The sequence below is a fragment of the Streptomyces sp. NPDC044064 genome (assembly GCF_056434245.1).
Map to the genome: position 1 here is coordinate 102,003 of NZ_JBWKFN010000029.1, position 21,075 is coordinate 123,077.

General features: G+C 71.8%; 21 protein-coding genes. 3 read left to right on the plus strand and 18 right to left on the minus strand.

Going from position 1 to position 21,075, the window contains the following annotated elements; all coding sequences use genetic code 11:
- Nucleotide 1 precedes the first annotated feature (1 nt).
- Nucleotides 2-742, plus strand: coding sequence for a GntR family transcriptional regulator (locus AC07DS_RS35960; protein ID WP_479152258.1), 741 nt, complete (start codon nucleotides 2-4; stop codon nucleotides 740-742).
- Nucleotides 743-810: 68 nt separating this feature from the next.
- On the opposite strand, the gene AC07DS_RS35965 is transcribed toward AC07DS_RS35960, so the two are convergent.
- The 10 genes from AC07DS_RS35965 to fmt form a co-directional block, all read right to left on the minus strand.
- Nucleotides 811-1,263, minus strand: coding sequence for an Lrp/AsnC family transcriptional regulator (locus AC07DS_RS35965; RefSeq protein WP_030343799.1), 453 nt, complete (start codon nucleotides 1,261-1,263; stop codon nucleotides 811-813).
- Between the two features lie 10 nt (nucleotides 1,264-1,273).
- Nucleotides 1,274-2,761: an amino acid permease gene (locus AC07DS_RS35970; RefSeq protein WP_479152260.1), complete on the minus strand. Its 1,488-nt coding sequence runs from the start codon at nucleotides 2,759-2,761 to the stop codon at nucleotides 1,274-1,276.
- 342 nt (nucleotides 2,762-3,103) lie between these two features.
- Nucleotides 3,104-4,546 (minus strand): GuaB1 family IMP dehydrogenase-related protein, encoded by a 1,443-nt coding sequence (locus AC07DS_RS35975; RefSeq protein WP_479152262.1) that lies wholly within the window; start codon nucleotides 4,544-4,546, stop codon nucleotides 3,104-3,106.
- 132 nt (nucleotides 4,547-4,678) lie between these two features.
- Nucleotides 4,679-5,008 (minus strand): barstar family protein, encoded by a 330-nt coding sequence (locus AC07DS_RS35980; protein ID WP_479152263.1) that lies wholly within the window; start codon nucleotides 5,006-5,008, stop codon nucleotides 4,679-4,681.
- Nucleotides 5,005-5,448, minus strand: a complete 444-nt coding sequence (locus AC07DS_RS35985; RefSeq protein WP_479152314.1) for a guanyl-specific ribonuclease — start codon at nucleotides 5,446-5,448, stop codon at nucleotides 5,005-5,007. The genes AC07DS_RS35980 and AC07DS_RS35985 overlap by 4 nt, the downstream gene beginning before the upstream one ends.
- Before the next feature lie 51 nt (nucleotides 5,449-5,499).
- Complete coding sequence (locus AC07DS_RS35990; protein ID WP_479152264.1) at nucleotides 5,500-6,543, minus strand: sugar-binding transcriptional regulator; 1,044 nt, start codon at nucleotides 6,541-6,543, stop codon at nucleotides 5,500-5,502.
- 90 nt (nucleotides 6,544-6,633) lie between these two features.
- Nucleotides 6,634-7,320: a ribulose-phosphate 3-epimerase gene (gene rpe, locus AC07DS_RS35995; protein ID WP_479152266.1), complete on the minus strand. Its 687-nt coding sequence runs from the start codon at nucleotides 7,318-7,320 to the stop codon at nucleotides 6,634-6,636.
- A 118-nt stretch (nucleotides 7,321-7,438) separates the two neighbouring features.
- On the minus strand, nucleotides 7,439-8,101 hold the full coding sequence (locus AC07DS_RS36000) for a GAP family protein (RefSeq protein ID WP_479152316.1): 663 nt from the start codon (nucleotides 8,099-8,101) through the stop codon (nucleotides 7,439-7,441).
- Nucleotides 8,102-8,181: 80 nt separating this feature from the next.
- On the minus strand, nucleotides 8,182-9,600 hold the full coding sequence (locus tag AC07DS_RS36005; RefSeq protein WP_479152267.1) for an RsmB/NOP family class I SAM-dependent RNA methyltransferase: 1,419 nt from the start codon (nucleotides 9,598-9,600) through the stop codon (nucleotides 8,182-8,184).
- A gap of 100 nt (nucleotides 9,601-9,700) precedes the next feature.
- On the minus strand, nucleotides 9,701-10,633 hold the full coding sequence (fmt, locus tag AC07DS_RS36010; protein ID WP_479152268.1) for a methionyl-tRNA formyltransferase: 933 nt from the start codon (nucleotides 10,631-10,633) through the stop codon (nucleotides 9,701-9,703).
- 302 nt (nucleotides 10,634-10,935) lie between these two features.
- On the opposite strand from fmt, the gene AC07DS_RS36015 reads away from it, so the two are divergent.
- Nucleotides 10,936-11,496, plus strand: a complete 561-nt coding sequence (locus AC07DS_RS36015) for a hypothetical protein (RefSeq protein WP_479152271.1) — start codon at nucleotides 10,936-10,938, stop codon at nucleotides 11,494-11,496.
- Nucleotides 11,497-11,587: 91 nt separating this feature from the next.
- Here AC07DS_RS36015 and AC07DS_RS36020 read toward each other — a convergent pair whose 3' ends face one another.
- On the minus strand, nucleotides 11,588-13,735 hold the full coding sequence (locus AC07DS_RS36020) for a primosomal protein N' (protein WP_479152274.1): 2,148 nt from the start codon (nucleotides 13,733-13,735) through the stop codon (nucleotides 11,588-11,590).
- A gap of 57 nt (nucleotides 13,736-13,792) precedes the next feature.
- On the opposite strand from AC07DS_RS36020, the gene AC07DS_RS36025 reads away from it, so the two are divergent.
- Nucleotides 13,793-14,596: a S1 RNA-binding domain-containing protein gene (locus tag AC07DS_RS36025; RefSeq protein WP_479152276.1), complete on the plus strand. Its 804-nt coding sequence runs from the start codon at nucleotides 13,793-13,795 to the stop codon at nucleotides 14,594-14,596.
- 65 nt (nucleotides 14,597-14,661) lie between these two features.
- Here the strand turns inward: AC07DS_RS36025 and metK are convergent, their stop codons facing one another.
- The 7 genes from metK to AC07DS_RS36060 all read right to left on the minus strand — a co-directional run bounded on the left by metK (nucleotide 14,662) and on the right by AC07DS_RS36060 (nucleotide 21,026).
- Complete coding sequence (gene metK / locus AC07DS_RS36030) at nucleotides 14,662-15,870, minus strand: methionine adenosyltransferase (protein ID WP_479152279.1); 1,209 nt, start codon at nucleotides 15,868-15,870, stop codon at nucleotides 14,662-14,664.
- A gap of 273 nt (nucleotides 15,871-16,143) precedes the next feature.
- Nucleotides 16,144-17,346, minus strand: coding sequence for a bifunctional phosphopantothenoylcysteine decarboxylase/phosphopantothenate--cysteine ligase CoaBC (gene coaBC / locus AC07DS_RS36035; RefSeq protein WP_479152281.1), 1,203 nt, complete (start codon nucleotides 17,344-17,346; stop codon nucleotides 16,144-16,146).
- Between the two features lie 141 nt (nucleotides 17,347-17,487).
- The gene (gene rpoZ, locus AC07DS_RS36040; RefSeq protein ID WP_005319902.1) at nucleotides 17,488-17,760 is read right to left on the minus strand and encodes a DNA-directed RNA polymerase subunit omega; all 273 of its coding nucleotides are present in this window, start codon (nucleotides 17,758-17,760) and stop codon (nucleotides 17,488-17,490) included.
- A gap of 75 nt (nucleotides 17,761-17,835) precedes the next feature.
- Complete coding sequence (gmk, locus tag AC07DS_RS36045; protein WP_145881096.1) at nucleotides 17,836-18,393, minus strand: guanylate kinase; 558 nt, start codon at nucleotides 18,391-18,393, stop codon at nucleotides 17,836-17,838.
- 60 nt (nucleotides 18,394-18,453) lie between these two features.
- Nucleotides 18,454-18,777, minus strand: coding sequence for an integration host factor (locus AC07DS_RS36050; protein WP_003977346.1), 324 nt, complete (start codon nucleotides 18,775-18,777; stop codon nucleotides 18,454-18,456).
- A 300-nt stretch (nucleotides 18,778-19,077) separates the two neighbouring features.
- On the minus strand, nucleotides 19,078-19,923 hold the full coding sequence (gene pyrF, locus AC07DS_RS36055) for an orotidine-5'-phosphate decarboxylase (RefSeq protein ID WP_145881098.1): 846 nt from the start codon (nucleotides 19,921-19,923) through the stop codon (nucleotides 19,078-19,080).
- Nucleotides 19,920-21,026: a quinone-dependent dihydroorotate dehydrogenase gene (locus AC07DS_RS36060; protein WP_479152286.1), complete on the minus strand. Its 1,107-nt coding sequence runs from the start codon at nucleotides 21,024-21,026 to the stop codon at nucleotides 19,920-19,922. Before AC07DS_RS36060 ends, pyrF begins: the two co-directional genes overlap by 4 nt.
- Between the last annotated feature and the right edge of the window lie 49 nt (nucleotides 21,027-21,075).

Genomic DNA, 21,075 nt, shown 5'->3' on the forward strand with positions numbered 1-21,075 from the left:
CATGACGGCGCGACACGAGGAGATCGCCGACGAGCTGCGGCGCTCGATCGACCGCGAGGAGTACACGGTCGGCAGCCGGCTGCCCTCGGAGGCGGAACTCGCGACGCACTACGGCGTCTCGCGCGGTACGGTCCGGCAGGCCGTCGCCGCCCTCACCGCCGAGGGCCTGATCGGCTCCCGCCAGGGCGCCCGGCGCGTGGTCCTCGCCAGCCGCAGCAGCCAGAGCTTCGAGGAACTGCGCAGCTTCGCCCAGTGGGCGCGGGCGATGGGCCGCGAGGCCACCGGACACGTGGTGGCTCAGGAGTACCGCCCGGCCACGAAGGAGGATGCGGTACGGCTCCAACTGTCCGCCGGGACACAGGTGTTGCACGTACTGCGCGTCCGCGGTCTGGACGGCGAGCCGGTGCTGCTGGAGCGGACGGTGTACGCCGACTGGATCGCACCGGCGGTCGAGCCGATCGAGCCCGGGTGCCCCTCCGTCACCCAGCGGCTCTACGACGACACGGGCCTGGTCTTCGCCTACGGCGAGCACGTCATCGACGCGGTCGCCGCCGGCGCACAGGACGCCGAGTTGCTGGGGGTTCGCCGGACGAGTCCGCTGCTGCGGGTGCGGCGGGTCACCACGACCCGCGAAGGGCGGCCGGTGGAGTGGTCGGACGACCGGTATCGGCCGGACGCGGTGAGCTTCAGCGTGCGCAACTCGATAGGCAACAACGCGCTGGCGCGGAAGACCCCGGAATAGAGCTCGGGGCGCTTTGCCGGATGCCTGTACCCGGCATCCGGCGAAGCGCCCCGAGCCGGAATCCGCTCCTACCCCGGCGCACCGGAGGAGAACCGGCGCAGCAACGGCGAAAGCACCAGTACCGACTTGGTCCGCTCGACGAACGGCTCGCCGGCGATCCGCTCCAGCACCCGCTCGAAGTGACGCATGTCGGACGCGAAGACCTGCGCGATCGCGTCCGCGTCGCCGGTGACGGTCGACGCGGCCACGACCTCCTGGTACCGCTCGAGGCCCCGCTGAATGGTCTCCGGCGAGGTGTTGCGCCGGCAGTAGATCTCGATGTAGCCCTCGGTCTCCCAGCCGAGCGCCGCCGGATCCACCCGGACGGTGAATCCGGTGATGGCTCCGGTGGCCCGCAGCCGGTCCACGCGCCGCTTCACGGCGGGCGCGGACAGGCCCACCATCTGCCCGATGTCCGCGTAGGAACGGCGGGCGTCCTCGGCGAGGGCGTGCACGATGCGTTCGTCGAGATCGTTCAGCACAGGGGGTGGTTCACTTCACTTCTTGTGTCGCAGGAGCTTCTTGCGTCGCGAGACGGGAACGGCGGTAGCCGTAAAGGAAGTAGAACACGAGCCCGGCGGCCATCCAGCACCCGAAGACGACCCAGGTCACGGTGTCGAGGCTGAACATGTTGTACGCACAGAACAGGAAGCCCAGCACCGGCAGGACCGGGCCGAACGGCACCCTGAACGTGCGCTCGAGCTCGGGCCGCCTGTAGCGCAGGACGACGACCGCGATGTTGACCAGGGCGAAGGCGAACAGCGTGCCGATGCTGGTGGCGTCGACGAGCTTGCCCAGCGGGATGAGCGCGGCCAGCACACCGCAGAAGAGGGACACGAGCACCGTGTTGAGGCGGGGGGCGCCGGTCTTCGGGTGGACCTTGCCGAGCGCCTTCGGCACCAGGCCGTCCCGGGACATCGCGAAGAGGATGCGGGTCTGGCCGTAGAGCACGGTGAGCACCACGCTCGCGATGGAGATGACCGCACCCAGCGCCAGCATGGTGCCCCAGAAGGTCTGGCCGGTGACATCGTTCATGATCGCGGCGAGGGTGGCCTCCGAGCCGTCGAACTTCTTCCAGTTCCAGGCACCCACGGCGACACCCGCGACGAGCACGTACAGCGCGGTCACGATGATCAGTGACAGCATGATCGCCCGCGGCAGGTCCCGCTTGGGGTTCTTCGCCTCCTCACCGGCGGTGGAGGCGGCGTCGAAGCCGATGTAGGAGAAGAACAGCGTGGCTCCGGCGGCACTGACGCCGGACATGCCGAGCGGCATGAAGTCGCGGTAGTTGCCGGACTTGAAGCCCATGAAACCGACCGCGCAGAACAGCACCAGGGCGGCGATCTTCACACAGACCATGATCGTGTTGGCGCGGGCGGACTCACGCGCGCCACCGAGCAGGAACACCATCGCCAGGAGGACGACGATCAGGGCCGGCAGGTTGATGATGCCGCCCTCGCCCGGGGCCGAGGACAGTGCGTCCGGGATGGTGACACCGATGGTGCCGTCGAGCAGCTCGTTGAGGTACTCGCCCCAGCCGACGGCGACGGCGGCCACCGACACGCCGTACTCCAGCACCAGGCACCAGCCGCAGACCCAGGCGACCAGTTCGCCCAGCGTTGCGTACGCATACGAGTAGGAGGAGCCGGCGACCGGGATGCTGCCCGCCAGTTCGGCGTACGACAGGGCCGAGAAGAGAGCCGTGAGACCGGCGATCACGAAGGCCAGGGTGACCGCGGGACCGGCCTCCGGGACGGCGTCGCCGAGGACGACGAAGATGCCGGTGCCGAGGGTGGCGCCGATGCTGATCATGGTCAGCTGCCACAGCCCGAGAGAGCGCCTCAGCTGCCCTCCCTCGCCCTGACCGCCCTCCGCGACCAGGTGTTCCACCGGCTTGCGACGCATGAGGCGCGAGGCGACGCCCAGGGACGCGGGGGCGGCCGTTCTGTGGTTCTGCGGGGGTGCGCCTTGGTCGAGCACGCGCTGGCTCCCTTGTTCGATGCCGGTCAGGACGGGCGGGGACCGGCAGGGGCCTGCAGGGCAGGAACCCACCGAGCGGAGTCCCCGCCACACCACGTACAGCGCAGCACCCTATGAGGCGGGCCTTAACGGGCGTAATGCAGCAACCTTGCGCATCCCCGCATGATCATTGCGTTCATCGGGCCGGTATGACAAATCGTTGCGCGTGGGCTGTGGACCGTTGCACAGGCACCTCACCGGCCCCACGGCGCACCCTCTTCCGGCCCCCTGACCGCGGGCACGCAGACGGCCCCCGCCGTTCCCTGGAGGGGAACGACGGGGGCCGCGGGGAAGGTATCGGGGTCAGCTCCAGCTGGCGTGCAGCGGCTTGCCCTCGGCGTAGCCGGCGGCGCTCTGGATGCCGACGATGGCCTTCTCGGCGAACTCCTCCAGGGAGCCGGCACCCGCGTAGGTGCAGGAGGAGCGGACGCCCGCGATGATCGAGTCGATCAGGTCCTCGACGCCCGGTCGGGCCGGGTCGAGGAACATCCGGGAGGTGGAGATGCCCTCCTCGAACAGCGCCTTGCGGGCACGGTCGTAGGACGACTCCTCGGACGTACGGTTGCTCACCGCGCGCGCGGATGCCATGCCGAACGACTCCTTGTACAGGCGGCCGCCCGCGTCCTGCTGGAGGTCGCCCGGGGACTCGTAGGTGCCCGCGAACCAGGAGCCGACCATCACGTTGGACGCGCCTGCCGCGAGGGCCATGGCCACGTCGCGCGGGTGCCGGACACCGCCGTCGGCCCACACGTGCTTGCCGTACTTCTTCGCCTCGGCGGCACACTCCAGGACGGCCGAGAACTGCGGGCGGCCGACGCCGGTCATCATGCGGGTGGTGCACATGGCGCCCGGGCCGACACCGACCTTGATGATGTCCGCACCCGCGTCGACCAGGTCCTTGACGCCCTCGGCGGAGACGATGTTGCCCGCGACGATCGGCACCTGCGGGTCGAGGGCGCGCACCTGCTTGATCGCGCTGATCATCGACTCCTGGTGGCCGTGCGCCGTGTCGATGACGAGCGTGTCCACGCCCGCGTCGAGCAGCTGCTTGGCCTTGGCCGCGAAGTCGCCGTTGATGCCGACGGCGGCGGCGATGCGCAGCTTGCCCTCGGCGTCGGTGGCCGGCGAGTACAGCGTGGCGCGCAGGGCGCCCTTGCGGGTCAGGATGCCGGCGAGCCTGCCGTCCTTGTCGACGGCCGGGGCGTAGCGGCGGTTGTGCGCGTCCAGGGTGTTGAAGGCCTCGTGCGGGTCGATGTCCGCGTCGAGGAGCAACAGGTCCTTGGACATGACCACTTCGAGCTGGGTGAAGCGGTCCACGCCGCTCAGGTCCGCGTCGGTGACGACACCGACGGGCCGGTGGTTCTCGTCGACGACCACACCGGCGTTGTGCGCCCGCTTGGGCAGCAGGGCCAGGGCGTCGGCGACGGTCTGGTGCGGAGCCAGCACGATCGGGGTGTCCAGCACCAGGTGGCGGCTCTTCACCCAGGTGATGACGTCGGTGACCACGTCGATCGGGATGTCCTGCGGGATGACCACGAGGCCGCCGCGCCGGGCGACCGTCTCGGCCATGCGGCGGCCGGCGATCGCGGTCATGTTGGCGACGACGAGCGGGATGGTGGTGCCGGTGCCGTCGGGCGCGGCGAGGTCCACGCCCTGACGCGAGCCCACCGCGGAGCGGCTGGGCACCATGAACACGTCGTCGTACGTCAGGTCGTACGCGGGCTTGAGGTCATTGAGGAAACGCACGTGCCGCACATCCCAGTCGATCAGAGGTGACCCCCCGACGGGTGCGCCAGGGGGAAAAGAGCACGTACTTCATTCTCCCATGACGGGGGCCCCGCACGCCCCCACAGAACATCCAGGCTGGTCGGGAGGGGTCTAGGAGGATCCTCCAAGAGCCAGGACGACGGCGAGCGCGGGGGTGCGGTCCACCGCCTCGGCGAACACGTCCTGCGCGGTCCGCCACTCGCCCGGGTTCGCCTCGGCGTAGGGCCGCCACTCCCGTACGACGACCAGGAGTCCCTGCTCGACGGCGCCCTCGGGCCAGACGGTGTGGTCGGAGAGGGAGTCCGCCAGGGCGTCCCAGTTGCGGCCGAACCAGTCGGGCAGGGCCAGGGCCCGGGCCGTGCGGTCCATCAGGCCCGCCTTGTCCGTGACACCCCCGAGGTCGAGGGTGACCGTGAGCCGGCCCGCCAGGTCTTCGCTCATCTCAGCACCGCCCGGAACGAGTTGTAGTGATCATCGGTGTAGTAGATCTCCCCGCCCTGCCCGGTGACGATGCGCCGCGCCCCGCGGTCGTGCGAGCCGGGCGTGCGCACCGTGTACTCGTGGTAGTAGCCGCGCCGGTGCCGGGGCAGCAGCCCCTCGAGGTTCCCGAAGACGACACCGTCCCTGGCGTACGGGAAGGGTCCGCCCTTGTCGATGAGGGCGAGGGTCTGCCGGGCCTCGGCCGGCAGCCGGGCCTCCTGGACGGTGCCCATGCCCCGGGCCCACGCGGGAGCCGAGGCGCCCGAGGCCGTCGGGCTGCGCGTGCCCGGCGAGCAGCCCGTCAGCAGGACGGGCAGCAGCACGGAGAGACAGACCAGCAGCCCGGCGAGCGCGCGGGGAGCGCGCCGGGAGTACGGCGGGGGGACGAACCGCAGCAGCATGCCGAGGATGCTGCCACGGCCGTCCCGTAACGGCGTCGCCACGACCCGCCGTCAGACCCCGTCCGGGTCCGCGCGGCTGAGCGCGGGCTTCGGCGTCGGTCCCGCCGTCATCAGGTAGTCGGCGGCCGAGGTGTCCGTCACCAGGCTGGTGACCAGCCCGGAGCGCAGCACCGCGTCGATCGCGGAGGCCTTGCGCTGCCCGCCGGCGATCGCCACGACCTCGGGGATACGGCGGAGCTGGTCGGCCTTGACCGTGATGCACCGCTCCCCCAGGTCCCGTCCGACCCGGCGGCCCTCGGAGTCGAAGAGGTGCGCGGCCATCTCGGCGGCGACACCGAGCGAGGCGTAGTGCGCGCGCTCCTCGTCGCTGAGCATGTCGTGCACCGTCGAGATGCCCGGCTCCCAGGAGCCGATGGAGACGCAGGCGACCGTGACCTTGTCGAAGTACTCGTAGGCCCGGGCGATCCCGGTCTGGTTGCGCAGCGCGGCCGCGGTGGCCGCGTCCGGCAGCAGCATCGGCGCGTAGATGGGGTGCGCGTCACCGCCCGAGACCTGCGCGGCACGCCGCACCGCCTCGACCGAGCCGCGCTCGGACGTCCCGGCGTCGTACACGCCCGTCAGCTGCACCACCGTGCACGGCGGCAGCCGGTCGAGCGCCGCCGCCATGTGGATGGTGGACCGGCCCCAGGCCAGCCCCAGCACGTCCCCTTCGTTGACGAGCTCGCCGAGCAGGTCGGCGGCGACCTCGCCGAGGTTCTCGGGGTCGGGGGTCTCCTCGGCCTCGGCCGGGGACTCGACCACGACGGCGTGCCTCAGGCCGTACCGGGCACGGAGCGCGTCGGAGCGCTCGGCGTCCAGTTCGGCCGGCACGCGGATCTCGATGCGTACGAGATCCCGTTCGAGGGCGGTCTCCAGGACCCGGGCCACTTTGAAGCGGCTGACGCCGAACTCCTCCGCGATCTGGATCTTGGACTTGCCCTCGAGGTAGAAGCGGCGGGCCATGGCCGCCGCCTGCACCAGCTCAGCGGGTCCCATCCGCATGGCTGACCGGCCCGCCGACATACCCGACACGGCGATCTCCTCACTGCTGTTCACACTCTGGATTCGCCGTTCATCCTTGCAGATTCGGCGGAACTGATATGCCCCGAAGGGCGCCGAGCACTTAACCGTTCACGTAGCCGTGGCTCAGTGGTCGCATGCCCAGGAGGCCTTGGCGGTCGCGGAATCCGCCTGGGCGCGCAGCGCCCGCACCGCCTCTGCCGGGTCCGCGGCCCCGTAGACCGCCGATCCGGCGACGAAGACGTCGGCCCCCGCGTCCGCGCACCGCTCGATCGTGGAGGCCGACACGCCGCCGTCGACCTGCAGCCACAGCTGGAGGCCGTGTTTGCCGATCAGCTCACGGGTGCGGCGGATCTTGGGCAGCATGATGTCGAGGAAGGCCTGGCCGCCGAAGCCCGGCTCGACCGTCATGATCAGCAGCATGTCGAGCTCCGGGAGGAGGTCCTCGTACGGCTCGATCGGCGTGGCGGGCTTCAGCGCCATGGAGGCACGGGCGCCCTTGGCACGGATCTCCCGGGCGAGCCGCACGGGGGCGGCCGCCGCCTCCACGTGGAAGGTTACGGACGAGGCACCTGCCTCGACGTACTGGGGCGCCCAGCGGTCGGGGTTCTCGATCATCAGGTGGCAGTCCAGCGGGGTGTCCGTCGCACGGGCCAGGGACTCCACGACCGGCACGCCGAGCGTGAGGTTGGGGACGAAATGGTTGTCCATCACGTCGACGTGGAGCCAGTCGGCTCCCCCGACCGCCTTCGCCTCGTCCGCGAGGCGGGCGAAGTCGGCGGACAGGATGCTGGGGTTGATCTGCGCGGCCATGACCCAAGCCTGCCATGTCCGGGGCACTGATGTTCGCGCCGGTCCACAGGCGAGACCGTTCATCACACTTACAGGACCGTCCGCCGGTGCCTGTGGACAACCGGCCCGCGAGCGTGTTTCACGCGGTGAGCTGGTAGATGCTCTTCCCGGTGAGCCAGAGCCCGAGGCCCAGACAGAGGATCACGATCGCCTGCTGCTGGTGTCCCTTCATCCAGGCACGCAGCCGGAGCAGCCGGGGTTTGGCCTTCTCCGGCACGAACACCACGTACAGCTCGATGGCCAGCAGACTCGCCGTGGCGAGCAGACAGAATCCGAACAGGACGAGCCAGGTGACCGAGTGGGACAGGTCCGCGGAGACGACCGTCGTCGCTGCGGCGGCGACCATTCCCCAGGGCTGCAGCAGCACGGCCAGGACGGCCGAGGTCCACACCGTGGTGCGGTCGATCTCGGACGTCAGACTCGGCTGTTCCGGGGGATGCCCGTGGCCGCGTTCGGCGACCATCCGGCGGCGTCGGTGTTCGCCGTAGACGACGAGCCCCACCCCGATCGCCAGCTTCGCCGCGAGCGCGGCCGTCGACGGCGCCGATCTCGGTGCCGGAGGGTGTCCACCGGTCAGGGCCAGGACGAGGGCGATCACCGCGACCAGGCACGCCAGCCAGCTCAGGATGAAGACGAGTCCCTTCCACACACCCTTCGCCGAAGCCACCACCAGGACGAACGCGGTGAGCGGCAGCGGGTCGAGCGTGATGGCAAGGGCGATCAGCAGCAGATCGAGGACCATGGCGACCCCACCGTGTCGGGACATCCCGAGCGTAAGCGGGGGCGGCCGACCGCACCTCCCGGCGGCGGCCGCCGGTGCCGTCAGCCGGTGCGCCGGATGAGCGCCAGGTACATGGCGTCGGTGCCGTGCATGTGCGGCCACAGCTGCACGTCCGGCCCGTCGCCGAGCGCGGGAACGCCGGGCAGCAGCGGCCGGGCGTCGATCAGCTCGGCCTGCGGGTACTGCTTGAGCATGTCGGAGACGACGACCCGGGTCTCGGCGAGGTGCGGCGAGCAGGTGGCGTAGCCGACCACCCCGCCGACGCGCACCGAGTCCAGCGCGGTGCGCAGCAGGGCGCGCTGGAGCGGTGCGAAGTTGTCCAGGTCCTCGGGGCGGCGCCGCCACCGGGCCTCGGGGCGCCGCCGCAGGGCGCCGAGCCCGGTGCACGGCACGTCCATCAGGACACGGTCGAAGGTGCCGGGCCGCCACGGCGGCCGGGTCCCGTCGGCGGCGATGACCTGGTACGGCCCCGGGTTGCCGTGCAGGGCCTTCGCCACCAGGCCCGCCCGGTGCGGCTGCTTCTCGGAGGCGAGCAGCGTGGCCCCGCGTTCGGCGGCGAGGGCGGCCAGCAGCGCGGCCTTGCCACCGGGACCGGCGCAGCCGTCGAGCCACTTCTCGTCGGGACCGTCGACGGGGGCGTTGGCCAGCGCGAGGGCGACCAACTGACTGCCCTCGTCCTGCACACCGGCGCGTCCGTCGCGCACGGCCTCGACGGCACCCGGTTCACCGCCCTCGGCGAGCCGCACGGCGTACGGCGACCAGCGCCCCGGCACGGCGGCGTCCTCGCGGAGCAGCTCCTCGGTGGTGGCCCGGCCGGGCCGCGCCACCAGGGTCACCTCGGGCCGCTCGTTGTCGGCCTCCAGCAGGTCCTCGATCCCGGCCCGCCCGCCGCCGAGGGAGTCCCACAGCGCGGAGACGACCCAGCGGGGGTGCGAGTGCACCACGGCGAGGTGGTCCTCGGGATCCTTGTCATAGGGCGGCGCGACCTTCTCCAGCCACCCGTCCAGGTCGTGCTGCGCGACCTTGCGCAGCACGGCGTTGACGAACTTGGCCCGCCCGTCCCCGAGCACCACACGCGCCAGCTCCACGGAGGCGGACACGGCCGCGTGCGTGGGGATCCGCGTACCGAGCAACTGGTGGACACCGAGGCTCAGCACGTCGAGCACCGGCGGGTCGACCTCCCTGAGCGGCCGGTCCACACACGCGGAGATGACGGCGTCGTACGTCCCCTGCCGGCGCAGCGTCCCGTACACCAGCTCGGTGGCGAGGGCGGCGTCCCGCGCGTCGAAGTCGCCCTTGTCCCGTGCCTTGCGCAGCAGCGGCGGCAGCACGAGGTTGGCATAGGCGTCCCGCTCGTCCACCGCGCGCAGCGCCTCGAAGGCGAGGATGCGGACGGGGTCCTTCTGGGGGCGACGGTAGGGCTTTGCGGGCCGGTGCGGCCGCCGGGACTGCTCGCTCACGAAAAAGGTGCTCCGGATGTGAAGAAGGGGGTGCGGTTCCAGCGTACGTCGGGACACCGCCACCCCCGCCTTCCGGGGCCCCGGCTCAGGTGCGCGGGCCTCAGCTCCCGAGCCGCTCGCCCTCGGCGATGCGCACCCCGCGCGCCCAGTCGGCGGCCCGCATCGGCTTCTTGCCCTGCGCCTGCACCCACAGCAGCTCGACGGCGTACGAACCGGTGCCCACGTGCACGCTGTTCTTGCCGACCGCGAGCTGCCCCGGGGCGAGGTCGGTGCGCTCGGGCACCGGCGTCACCTGGATGAGCTTGAGCCGCTCGGCGCGGAAGGTGCTCCAGGCGCCGGGCGCCGGCGTGCAGCCGCGCACCACCCGGTCGACCCGCAGCGCGGGCGTGGCCCAGTCCACCTGGGCGTCCTCGACGGTGATCTTCGGCGCGAGGGTGATGCCCTCCCCCGGCTGCGGCACGGCCTTCAGCGTGCCGTCCTCGATGCCGTCCATGGTCGCGGCGAGCAGCCCGGCGCCCGCGAACGCGAGCCGGGTGAGCAGGTCCCCGCTGGTGTCGGTGACCCGGATCTCCTCGGTGACGGTGCCGTACACCGGACCCGAGTCGAGCCCCTCCTCGATGAGGAAGGTGGAGGCGCCCGTGATCTCGTCGCCCGCCATGATGGAGTGCTGCACCGGGGCCGCCCCGCGCCAGGCGGGCAGCAGCGAGAAGTGCAGGTTGACCCAGCCCTGCGCCGGGACGTCCAGCGCCACCTTGGGCAGCAGGGCGCCGTAGGCGACGACGGGGCAGCAGTCCGGGCCGATCTCCTTCAGGCGCTCCAGGAACTCCGGGTCCCGGGGCCTGACCGGCTTCAGCACCTCGATGCCGGCCTCTTCCGCCCGTTCGGCCACGGGCGACGCGACCAGCCTGCGCCCCCGCCCGGCCGGCGCGTCGGGCCGCGTGACGACGGCGGCCACCTCGTGCCGCCCGGAGGCGATGAGAGCGTCCAGAGCGGGAACTGCGACCTCGGGGGTACCGGCGAAGACGAGCTTCATGGGTGGGTTGGGGCCTCTCGGGCGGGGTCGGACGGGCAACGCACAAGTCTATGACGACGTCCACGACGAGGAGCTGCCGGCCGCAGGACGGAAACCCGCCGCCGCCCGGCGCCCCACAGGTTGCCCAGCCACTGCGCCCGCCGGACACGGGGGTGCGTGAGTGGGAGACCGGCGTACGCATATGCCCGTACGCCCCCACCCCGTGACCAGCGGAGCGCAAACGCGTTGGTCAAGAAAGAGTTGACCACTCGGGCCACTTTGGAGGCCCGATTCCTTTCAACGCCGGTTCGAGAGGCTTGTTCATGGCCGACCACGCAACCCACGACGCCCAGGCCCGGGCCAGCCTGCACTTGCTGGTGCGGGACATCGAGCGGGTCCGCCGCCAGGTGGACGCACTGCGCACGCTGACCGCCCAGTTGGGCAACGTCTACCGCCCGCGCCGCTCCGGCCCTTCCACGGGCTTCGTCGTCTACGGACGTGCCCCCGCCCCGACGGTCCGACTCGCCCAGGAACTTCGGGACAGCGTCGAAACCCTGGTCACGGCCGCCGTGGACTTCGACCGCTCACTCGGCTTCTCCTGGGACGCGGTGGGCTCCGCGCTCGGAGTCACCAAGCAGGCGGTGCACCGCCGTTACGGCGCCCGCCGCACCGCGACCCAGGCGGCGGCCGAGACCGAGCGGTCGACAGAGCCGTCCGGCACCCGCACGCTCGACGTGAGCGCCGGCCTGCCCGGCCTGCCCGGCCTGCCCACGGTGCCAACGGTGCCCGCGGCCCGCTCCATGCCGACCCAGCCGACCGCGGGCAGCCCGACGCTGCGCGACGACGCCAGGCCGACGGCCTTCCCCGGCCCGCGCAACGGCTGACCCGACGGCGAACGCCCTCACCCCGCCCTCCCGGGCGACGACCTCCGGGAGGGCAGCCGCATGCCGGGCCGCAGCGCCTGCGTCGGCACGGTCACCCGATGTCCGGCGGATCGATCCGCACCCGCACCGCTTCGCCGCCGCCCCGCGCCATCCGCGCGGCCTGAGCCGTCTTCAGAGCGGCGGCCAGCGCGGACCCGCTCCCCGGCGGCACCCGCACCAGCGCCCGCTCCCAGTGCTCACCGGGCGGCGGCGCCCCCGGCCTGCGCTGGCGCCCGGGGAGCGTGGGCGGTACCGGAACCGGCCCCAACACCTCGGCGTCCGAAGGCAGTTCGACCGCACGCAGGAACTCGGCGACAGCCTCTGCCGGGCCCGACACGGCCGCCATCCGGGACACCGGCGGGAACCCCAGTTCGGCCCGCTCCGCCAGCTCCCGCACCGCATGCCCCACGGGATCCCACCGCACCAGCGCCTGCACGGGCCGCAGGGTCGGCTCGGCCACGACGACGACGGTCCCCCGCTCCCCCTGCGGCCGTACGAGCGCCCCGGCGGCGATCCACCGGCGCAGCGCGTCCTCGCCGGCCCGCAGGTCGGGCCGCCCGAGCATGGCCCAGCCGTCGAGCAGCAGGGCGGCCGCGTAACCGCCCTCGGCGACCGGCTCGGCTCCCGGCGTGCTCACGACCAGCGCCGGGGTGCCCGGCACTGTGTCCAGCACATGCTCACGCCCCGACGTACGCACCGGTACAGCGGGAAAGGCCCGCCCCAGCTCCTCGGCGGTCCGCCGCGCCCCGACCACCTGGGCGCGCAGCCGGAAGCCACCGCACTCGGGGCAGTGCCAGGCCGCCTCCTCGCGCCCGCACCAGCCGCACCGCAGCGGCCCCGCCTCCTGCGCCTCCAGCGGCCCGGAACAGTGCCGGCAACGGGCGGGTGCCCGGCACTGGGCACACGCCATGCGCGGCACGTACCCCCGCCGGGGCACCTGGACCAGCACCGGTCCGTGCCGCAGCCCCTCCCGGACCGCCTGCCAGGCCAGGGTGGGCAGCCGGGCGGCGCGGGCGGCCTCGTCGCGTGCGAGATCGTCGTCCCCGACGGTCCGCACCAGGGGCGCGGCCCGCCGTACCTGCTCCCGTCCGGCGACCAGCGGCCGCGCCCAGCCGCTCTCCACCAGCTGCGCGGCTTCGACGGTGCAGCTCCAACCGCCGAGCAGGAAGGCGCACTTGTCCAGCGCCGCCCGCAGCAGCAGCACATCTCTCGCGTGCGGCTGGGGAGCATGCAGCTCGCTGTGGCTGTCGTCCCCGTCGTCCCAGATGGCGACGAGCCCCAGATCCCGCACGGGCGCGAACATGGCCGCCCGTGTCCCGACCACGGCCCGCACGCTCCCGCGCCGCACCGCGAGCCACTGCGCGTACCGCTTCTCGGGCCCGGCGTCGGCGGTGAGCAGCGCGTGCCGGCCCTCGCCGAGCAGCGCCGTCAGTGCGGCGTCGACCCGCGAGGCGGCCCGGCCGTCCGGTACGACGACCAGCGCGCCGCGTCCCGAGGCGAGCGTCGCGGCGACGGCCCGGGCCAGCTCCTCGCTCCACAGCGGACCCGGCAGCGCGTTCCACACCGCCCTCGGCGCTCCCCCGGCGGCCAGCGACTCCAGAAAGGCAGCCCCGTGCTCGTACCGCGCCCACGACCCGGTGCCGGGCGCGGCGGGCGGGGGCAGCGGCGCGGGTGACGGCCGCTGCTCGGCCCGCGCGCTGCGCGGCGGCACGGCCAGCTGGAGCACGTCGGCGAGACTTCCCGCATACCGGTCGGCGACGGCCCGCGCGAGTCCCAGCAGCTCTTCGCCCAGCACGGGCTCGGGCGACACGACCTGGGCGAGGGCGGCCAGCGGCCCGGAGTACTCGGACTCGGCCAGCCTCTCGATGAGGAACCCGTCGATGAGCCCGCCGCCCTCGCGACGCCCCTCGCGCACCCGGTGCCGGCCGGCCCCGAACCGCACCCGCACCCGCACCCCGGGCTGTGCCTCGGCGTCCAGCTCCTCCGGCACGGCGTAGTCGAAGTACCGGTCGAGATGCAGCACGCCCTTGTCCACGAGCACCCGCGCGACGGGCAGCTCCTTGGCCAGTGCCGCCCCCCGCCACGTCCGCGGCTTGGCACGGGGCACCTGGGCCCCCCGCACGCTCTCCCGGATGAACGCGAGCTGCTCCGGCGGCGCCCCTGCGCCTGTGCCGTCCCCCGACCCGTTCTCGCTGCTCACCCTTGCATTCTTACCAAACGGCACCGACAACGGACGGCCGCGCCTAGGCTCGCGGCCATGGCCGAACCCGCTCCCGACCCGCTCGAACAGCTCCGTGAACGCCTCGCGGCCCGGCCCGACGGGGAGGTCGGGACCGGCACGGTGGCCGGCTTCGGCGAGCGGGGTGATGTGCTCGTACGGCTCGACGGGGACGATCCGCGGGCGCCGACCGGAAGAATCCCTCGGCATCTCCTCTCGTGGACCGCGTTCGAGGACCCCGGGGAGCTGGTGTCGGTCGGGCAGCGGATCACCGCCGAAGTGTTCGGCGTCGACGAGCGGAGCGGCCAGGTCACGCTCTCCGCCAAGGCGTGCGAGGACGAGGCTCTGTACCGGTATCTGCGCGGTAGGCAGCGCGGGGAGATCGTCACGGGCACGGTGGCCGCCGTGCACAACTTCGGGGTCTTCGTCCGGCTGGACGGGGAACCCGGGCACCCCGCCTACCCGGGGACGGGCTTCATCCGCGTCCCCGACCTGACCTGGTCGCGCATCGATCACCCGGAGGAGGTGGTCCGGCCCGGACAGCGGGTCACCGGCGAAGTGGTCATCATCGACACCTACCAGGGGGAAGTGGTCGTCTCGCTGAAGGCCCTCCGGGAAGACCCCTGGGACACACTCGCCGCGAGCACGGGGGACGTCGTGACCGGACCGGTCACCAAGGTGATCCCCTTCGGCGTCTTCGTCCGGGTCGGCGAGGCCGCGGAGGGTCTGGTCCACGAGTCGGACCTGGACGGACAGGCCGTGCGCGAGGGGCAGGAGCTGGCGGTCAGGATCGTGGAGATCGACCGGGTGCTGCGCCGGATCCGGCTGGCCCCCGCCGGCTGACGGCGCACACGCCGAGGCCCGGCCCCCGAAGGGAGACCGGGCCTCGGCGAGAGAGCTGTGCGGGCTTACAGCCCGACGGCCTTGCGCAGGGCCTCCACGCGGTCCGTGCGCTCCCAGGTGAAGTCGGGCAGCTCGCGGCCGAAGTGGCCGTACGCCGCAGTCTGGGAGTAGATCGGGCGCAGCAGGTCGAGGTCGCGGATGATGGCGGCCGGGCGGAGGTCGAAGACCTCGTCGATCGCCTTCTCGATCTTCTCGGCCTCGATCTTGGCGGTGCCGAAGGTCTCCACGAACAGACCGACCGGCTCCGCCTTGCCGATCGCGTAGGCGACCTGGACCTCGCAACGGGAGGCCAGGCCCGCCGCCACCACGTTCTTCGCCACCCAGCGCATCGCGTAGGCGGCCGAACGGTCCACCTTGGACGGGTCCTTGCCCGAGAAGGCACCACCGCCGTGGCGGGCCATGCCGCCGTACGTGTCGATGATGATCTTGCGGCCGGTCAGACCCGCGTCACCCATCGGGCCGCCGATCTCGAAGCGGCCGGTCGGGTTGACCAGCAGGCGGTAGCCCTCGGTGTCCAGCTTGATGCCGTCCTCCAGCAGCGCCTTCAGCTCCGGCTCCACCACGAACTCGCGGATGTCCGGGGCCAGCAGCGACTCCAGGTCGATGTCCGACGCATGCTGCGAGGAGACGACCACCGTGTCCAGACGCACCGCCTTGTCACCGTCGTACTCGATGGTGACCTGCGTCTTGCCGTCCGGGCGCAGGTAGGGGATGGTGCCGTTCTTGCGGACCTCCGACAGACGCTTGGACAGACGGTGCGCCAGGAAGATCGGCAGCGGCATCAGGGTCGGCGTCTCGTCCGAGGCGTAGCCGAACATCAGGCCCTGGTCGCCCGCGCCCTGCCGGTCCAGCTCGTCCTCGTCGCCCTCTACCCGGGACTCGTAGGCGGTGTCCACGCCCTGCGCGATGTCCGGGGACTGCGCGCCGATCGACACCGACACCCCGCAGGAAGCGCCGTCGAAGCCCTTCTTCGAGGAGTCGTAGCCGATCTCGAGGATCTTGTTGCGGACCAGGGTCGCGATGTCCGCGTAGGCCTTGGTCGTGACCTCGCCGGCCACATGCACGAGGCCGGTGGTGATCAGGGTCTCGACCGCGACCCGGGAGGTCGGGTCCTCGCGCAGAAGCGCGTCGAGAATGGTGTCGCTGATCTGGTCAGCGATCTTGTCGGGGTGACCCTCGGTCACGGACTCCGAGGTGAACAGGCGACGGGACACAACGCTCCCTGGGGTTGCAGCGGCTGCTGGCTGATCATTGGCGGACCACGCGGGAGCTGCGCCCGGCGTCGTCCGACAACAGTTTATCGGTCGCACTCGGCCGCCGGCCCACCTGTCTCGCCTCTCGGGAGCGCTGTGACCTGCGGCACGGGCATTCTGCACAATGCCGAGCGGGCTTGGCCAGGGCCGCCACGCGACATTGTCGTGGGGAATGTCATGTGGCGGGAAGACACCGATCGGCTGAATCAGGCGGCTCCGAACGGCGGAACGCGATCATCCGAGGCGGGCGACGACCAGGTCCCAGACGATGTCCGCGAGCGCTTCCTTCGGACCGTGCGGCACGGGGGTCTCGCTGCCGTCTGCGCCCAGCACAAGGGCCTCGTTCTCCTCCGAACCGAAGGTCTTGCGCTCCCCCACCTCGTTGACGACGAGGAGGTCGCACCCCTTGCGGGCGAGCTTGGTGCGGCCGTTCGCGAGGACGTCGTCCGTCTCCGCGGCGAAACCGACGACGACCTGTCCGGGGCGGGCCCGGCCGGCCGAGATCTCGGCGAGAATGTCCGGATTTCGCACCAGGACGATCGGGTCGGGGTCCTGGCCGTCCTTCTTCTTGATCTTTCCGGCGGCGTAGGCGGCGGGACGGAAGTCGGCGACGGCCGCGGCCATCACCACGGCGTCGGCGTCCGCGGCGGCCTTGAGGACCGCTTCCCGCATCTGCACGGCGGTGCCCACCGGGACGACGTCGACGCCGGCCGGGTCGGGCAGGCCGGTGTCGGCCGCGATCAGGGTCACCCGGGCGCCGCGCGCGGCCGCCGTGCGGGCGAGGGCGTAGCCCTGCTTGCCGGAGGAGCGGTTGCCGAGGAAGCGAACCGGGTCGAGCGGCTCGCGGGTGCCGCCGGCCGAGACGACGACGTGGCGGCCCGCGAGGTCGGGCTCGCCGGCTCCGCGGGCCAGCACCCGGCGGCAGACCTCGAAGATCTCCGCCGGGTCGGGCAGCCGCCCCTTGCCGGTGTCGACACCGGTGAGGCGGCCGACCGCGGGCTCGACCACCACGGCGCCGCGGCGGCGCAGCGTGGCCACGTTCTCCTGGGTCGCGGGGTGCTCCCACATCTCGGTGTGCATCGCGGGCGCGAAGACGACCGGACATCGGGCGGTGAGGAGCGTGTTGGTCAGCAGGTCGTCGGCGAGGCCGTGGGCGGCCTTGGCGAGCATGTCGGCGGTCGCCGGGGCCACCACCACCAGGTCGGCGTGCTGACCGATACGGACGTGCGGAACCTCGTCGACGTCGTCCCAGACCTCGGTGGAGACCGGGTTGCCGGACAGTGCGGACCAGGTGGCTGCCCCGACGAAGTGCAGTGCGGAGGCGGTCGGCACCACGCGCACGTCGTGACCCGATTCCGTGAACCTTCTCAGCAGCTCACAGGCCTTGTACGCGGCGATGCCGCCGCTGACCCCCAGTACGACCTTCGGCTTGTCCACCGTCGTCTCTCCCCGGCTCGGAACCCTACGAGACCATGCTGCATCAGTGCGGGGGACGACCCCCTCGCACCCCCGGCAGACCACAGGCCCGGCAGCAGCACTGCCGGGCCTGTGGAACAAGTCAACTGCGATCTGAAATTACTACTGAGCCGGGCCCTCGATGGCCTCGGAGGTCAGCAGACCCGCGTTGATCTCGCGCAGTGCGATCGAGAGCGGCTTCTCGTGGACGTGGGTGTCGACGAGCGGACCGACGTACTCGAGGAGACCCTCACCGAGCTGCGAGTAGTACGCGTTGATCTGGCGGGCACGCTTGGCCGCGTAGATCACGAGGCTGTACTTCGAGTCGGTGGCCTCGAGGAGCTCGTCGATCGGCGGGTTGATGATGCCCTCGGGCGCGGTGATGGAAGAGGACACGCTCTACCTTCCGATGGATGGGAAAGATTCAGTCGGTGCGACCGGCCGGCACCTGCTGGTGGACGGCAGTCACGATCACACAACGTCCATCAAGGCTAGCAGCTCGCTCGCCACGTCCTCGACGGAGGTGTTGACCAAGGTCACGTCGAACTCCGGCTCGGCCGCCAGCTCGGTCCTGGCCGCCGCCAGGCGGCGCTCGATGACCTCGGGAGACTCGGTCCCCCGGCCGGTGAGCCTGCGCACCAGCTCCTCCCAGGAGGGCGGAGCCAGGAACACCAGCTGGGCGTCGGCCATCGAGTCACGGACCTGCCTGGCGCCCTGGAGGTCGATCTCCAGCAGCACGGGCTCGCCGTTCTCCAGCCGCTCCAGCACGGCCGCGCGGGGCGTGCCGTAGCGGTTGCCGGCGAATTCGGCCCACTCCAGCAGCTCGCCGTTGGCGATCAGCTTGTCCATCTCATCGTCGGTGACGAAGAAGTAGTGGACCCCGTGCCGCTCGCCGGGGCGCGGCTTGCGGGTGGTGGCCGACACCGAGAGCCAGACCTCCGGGTGTTCCTTGCGCATATGGGCGACGACCGTGCTCTTGCCGACCCCCGAAGGGCCGGAGAGCACGGTCAGCCGCGGACGTTCACTCATGCAGCGATTATTCCAGCAATCCCGGGGTGCCCGGGACGCCCGGTCCGGCAGAAGCCGGACTCAGGAACCGGTGCTGCCGAACTCACGCTCCAGGGAAGCGATCTGGTTCGAACCGAGACCGCGCACACGGCGGCTCTCGGAGATGCCCAGACGCTCCATGATCTGCTTGGCGCGGACCTTGCCCACGCCCGGCAGGGACTCGAGCAGGGCGGAGACCTTCATCTTGCCGATGACGTCGTTCTCCTGGCCCTGCTTGATGACCTCGTGAAGGGAGGCGCCGGAGTGCTTGAGTCGATTCTTGACCTCGGCCCGCTCCCGGCGAGCCGCGGCGGCCTTTTCGAGCGCGGCTGCGCGCTGTTCAGGGGTAAGGGGCGGAAGAGCCACGCCTACGTCACCTCGGATGTCGAACTGTCGGATACGGACCGGTGAGGAACCTAGTCGCCCCACACCTGGGGAGCCACGAGCAACACGCTGCCCGTTCTCCCCCCACTGCCTTGAGGGCGTGGGAGGTGTCCCCACTGCTCGGAGACTAGCGGGCAAGTCCGCCAGAGTCAGCGAGAACAGCGGAAAAGTACTGGTCAGCCGCCGCCAGGCCGGACATTTCAGACATAATGCCCTCGATTTGAGGATGTATTCACACTCAAGTCGCCCTGGTGCCGTCCATGGGAACGCCCGGCGGAGACCTCAGCCGGCGCCGACAGCGGCCCTGATCTCCTCCGCGAAGCGCTCCGTGGCCGAGCGCAGCGCCCCGACGTCGGGACCGTGCCGCAGCACACCCCGGCTGACGTTCGGGACGACGTTGCGCACCGCAGGCCCGAAGACCTCGGGAAGGTCGGCCGCCGTCGCCCCCTGAGCGCCGACACCGGGCGCGAGGAGCGGGCCGTTGATGTCGAGGTCGTAGGAGGACAGGTCGCCCACCGTGGCGCCGACGACCGCGCCGAAGGAGCCCAGCGGCTCCTCGCCCGCGTTCTCGGCGGCGAGGTGGGCCAGCATGGTCGCGCCCACGGTGCGCCCGTCGGCGCGGACCGCGTGCTGGACCTCCGGCCCCTCCGGGTTCGAGGTGAGGGCCAGGACGAAGAGTCCGGCACCGCTCTCCCGGGCCAGCGCGACGGCTGGGCTGAGGGAGCCGTAGCCGAGGTAGGGCGAGACCGTCAGGGCGTCGGAGAACAGCGGGGCGTCCTTGTGCAGGAAGGCCTCGGCGTACCCGGCCATGGTGGAGCCGATGTCGCCGCGCTTGGCGTCCATCACGACCAGGGTGCCGGCCGCACGGGCCTCCTGGACCACCGTCTCCAGGACGGCGACGCCGCGCGAGCCGAAGCGCTCGAAGAAGGCGCTCTGCGGCTTCATGACGGCGACCCGGTCGGCCACCGCCTCGACGACCGTGCGGCTGAACCGCTCCAGACCGGCCACGTCGTCGTTCAGGCCCCACTCGGCGAGCAGGGAGGCGTGCGGGTCGATGCCGACGCAGAGCGGGCCGCGCTCGTCCATCGCGCGGCGCAGACGGGCACCGAAGGGCTCGAACGAGGTCATGCGGGCTTCCTCACGTCGGCGCCGACCGCGTCGGCGAGGGTGGCGTACGGGCTGGTACGCAGGCGGGCGGCGAGACCCTTGTGGACGGCACGGCACCAGAAGGGGCCCTCGTAGATGAAGGCGCTGTACCCCTGGACCAGCGTGGCACCGGCCAGGATGCGCTGCCAGGCGTCCTCGGCGGTCTCGATGCCGCCGACGCCCACCAGGGTGATCCGGTCGCCCACGCGGGCGTACAGGCGCCGCAGGACCTCCAGGGAGCGTGCCTTCAGCGGCGCGCCGGAGAGTCCGCCCGTCTCCTTCACCAGCGAGGGTGCGGAATTCAGGCCGAGGCCCTCGCGCGCGATGGTGGTGTTGGTGGCGATGATGCCGTCCAGACCCAGCTCCACGGCGAGGTCGGCGACCGCGTCGATGTCCTCGTCGGCGAGGTCCGGGGCGATCTTCACCAGGAGCGGAACACGCCGGTTGGCCACCGTACGGTCCGCGGCCTCGCGGACCGCGGTGAGCAGCGGGCGCAGCGCCTCGGTGGCCTGCAGGTTGCGCAGGCCCGGCGTGTTCGGCGAGGAGACGTTCACGACCAGGTAGTCGGCGTACGGCGCGAGGCGCTCGGCCGACTTCACGTAGTCGCCGACGGCCTCCGCCTCCGGGACGACCTTGGTCTTGCCGATGTTGACGCCGACGACGGTCCTGAAGACGGGCTCGCGTGTGGCCAGACGGGCCGCGACGGCGAGCGAGCCGTCGTTGTTGAAGCCCATCCGGTTGATCAGCGCACGGTCCGCGACGAGCCGGAACAGCCGCTTCTTGGCGTTGCCGGGCTGCGCCTCACCGGTGACCGTGCCGATCTCGACGTGGTCGAAGCCCAGCATCGACATGCCGTCGATGGCCACGGCGTTCTTGTCGAAGCCGGCGGCGAGCCCGAAGGGGCCGTGCATGCGCAGTCCGAAGGCCTCGGTGCGCAGCTCCTTGTGGCGGGGCGCGAGGGCGGCCGCGACGAAGGTGCGCAGTACGGGGATGCGGACCGCGAGTCGGATCCAGCGGAAGGCCAGGTAGTGGGCCCTCTCGGGGTCCATGCGCTTGAAGACGAGACTGAAAAAGATCTTGTACATGGTGTCCTCACGAAGAGGGGGACACCGTTTCCGGTGTCCCCCTCAGGGC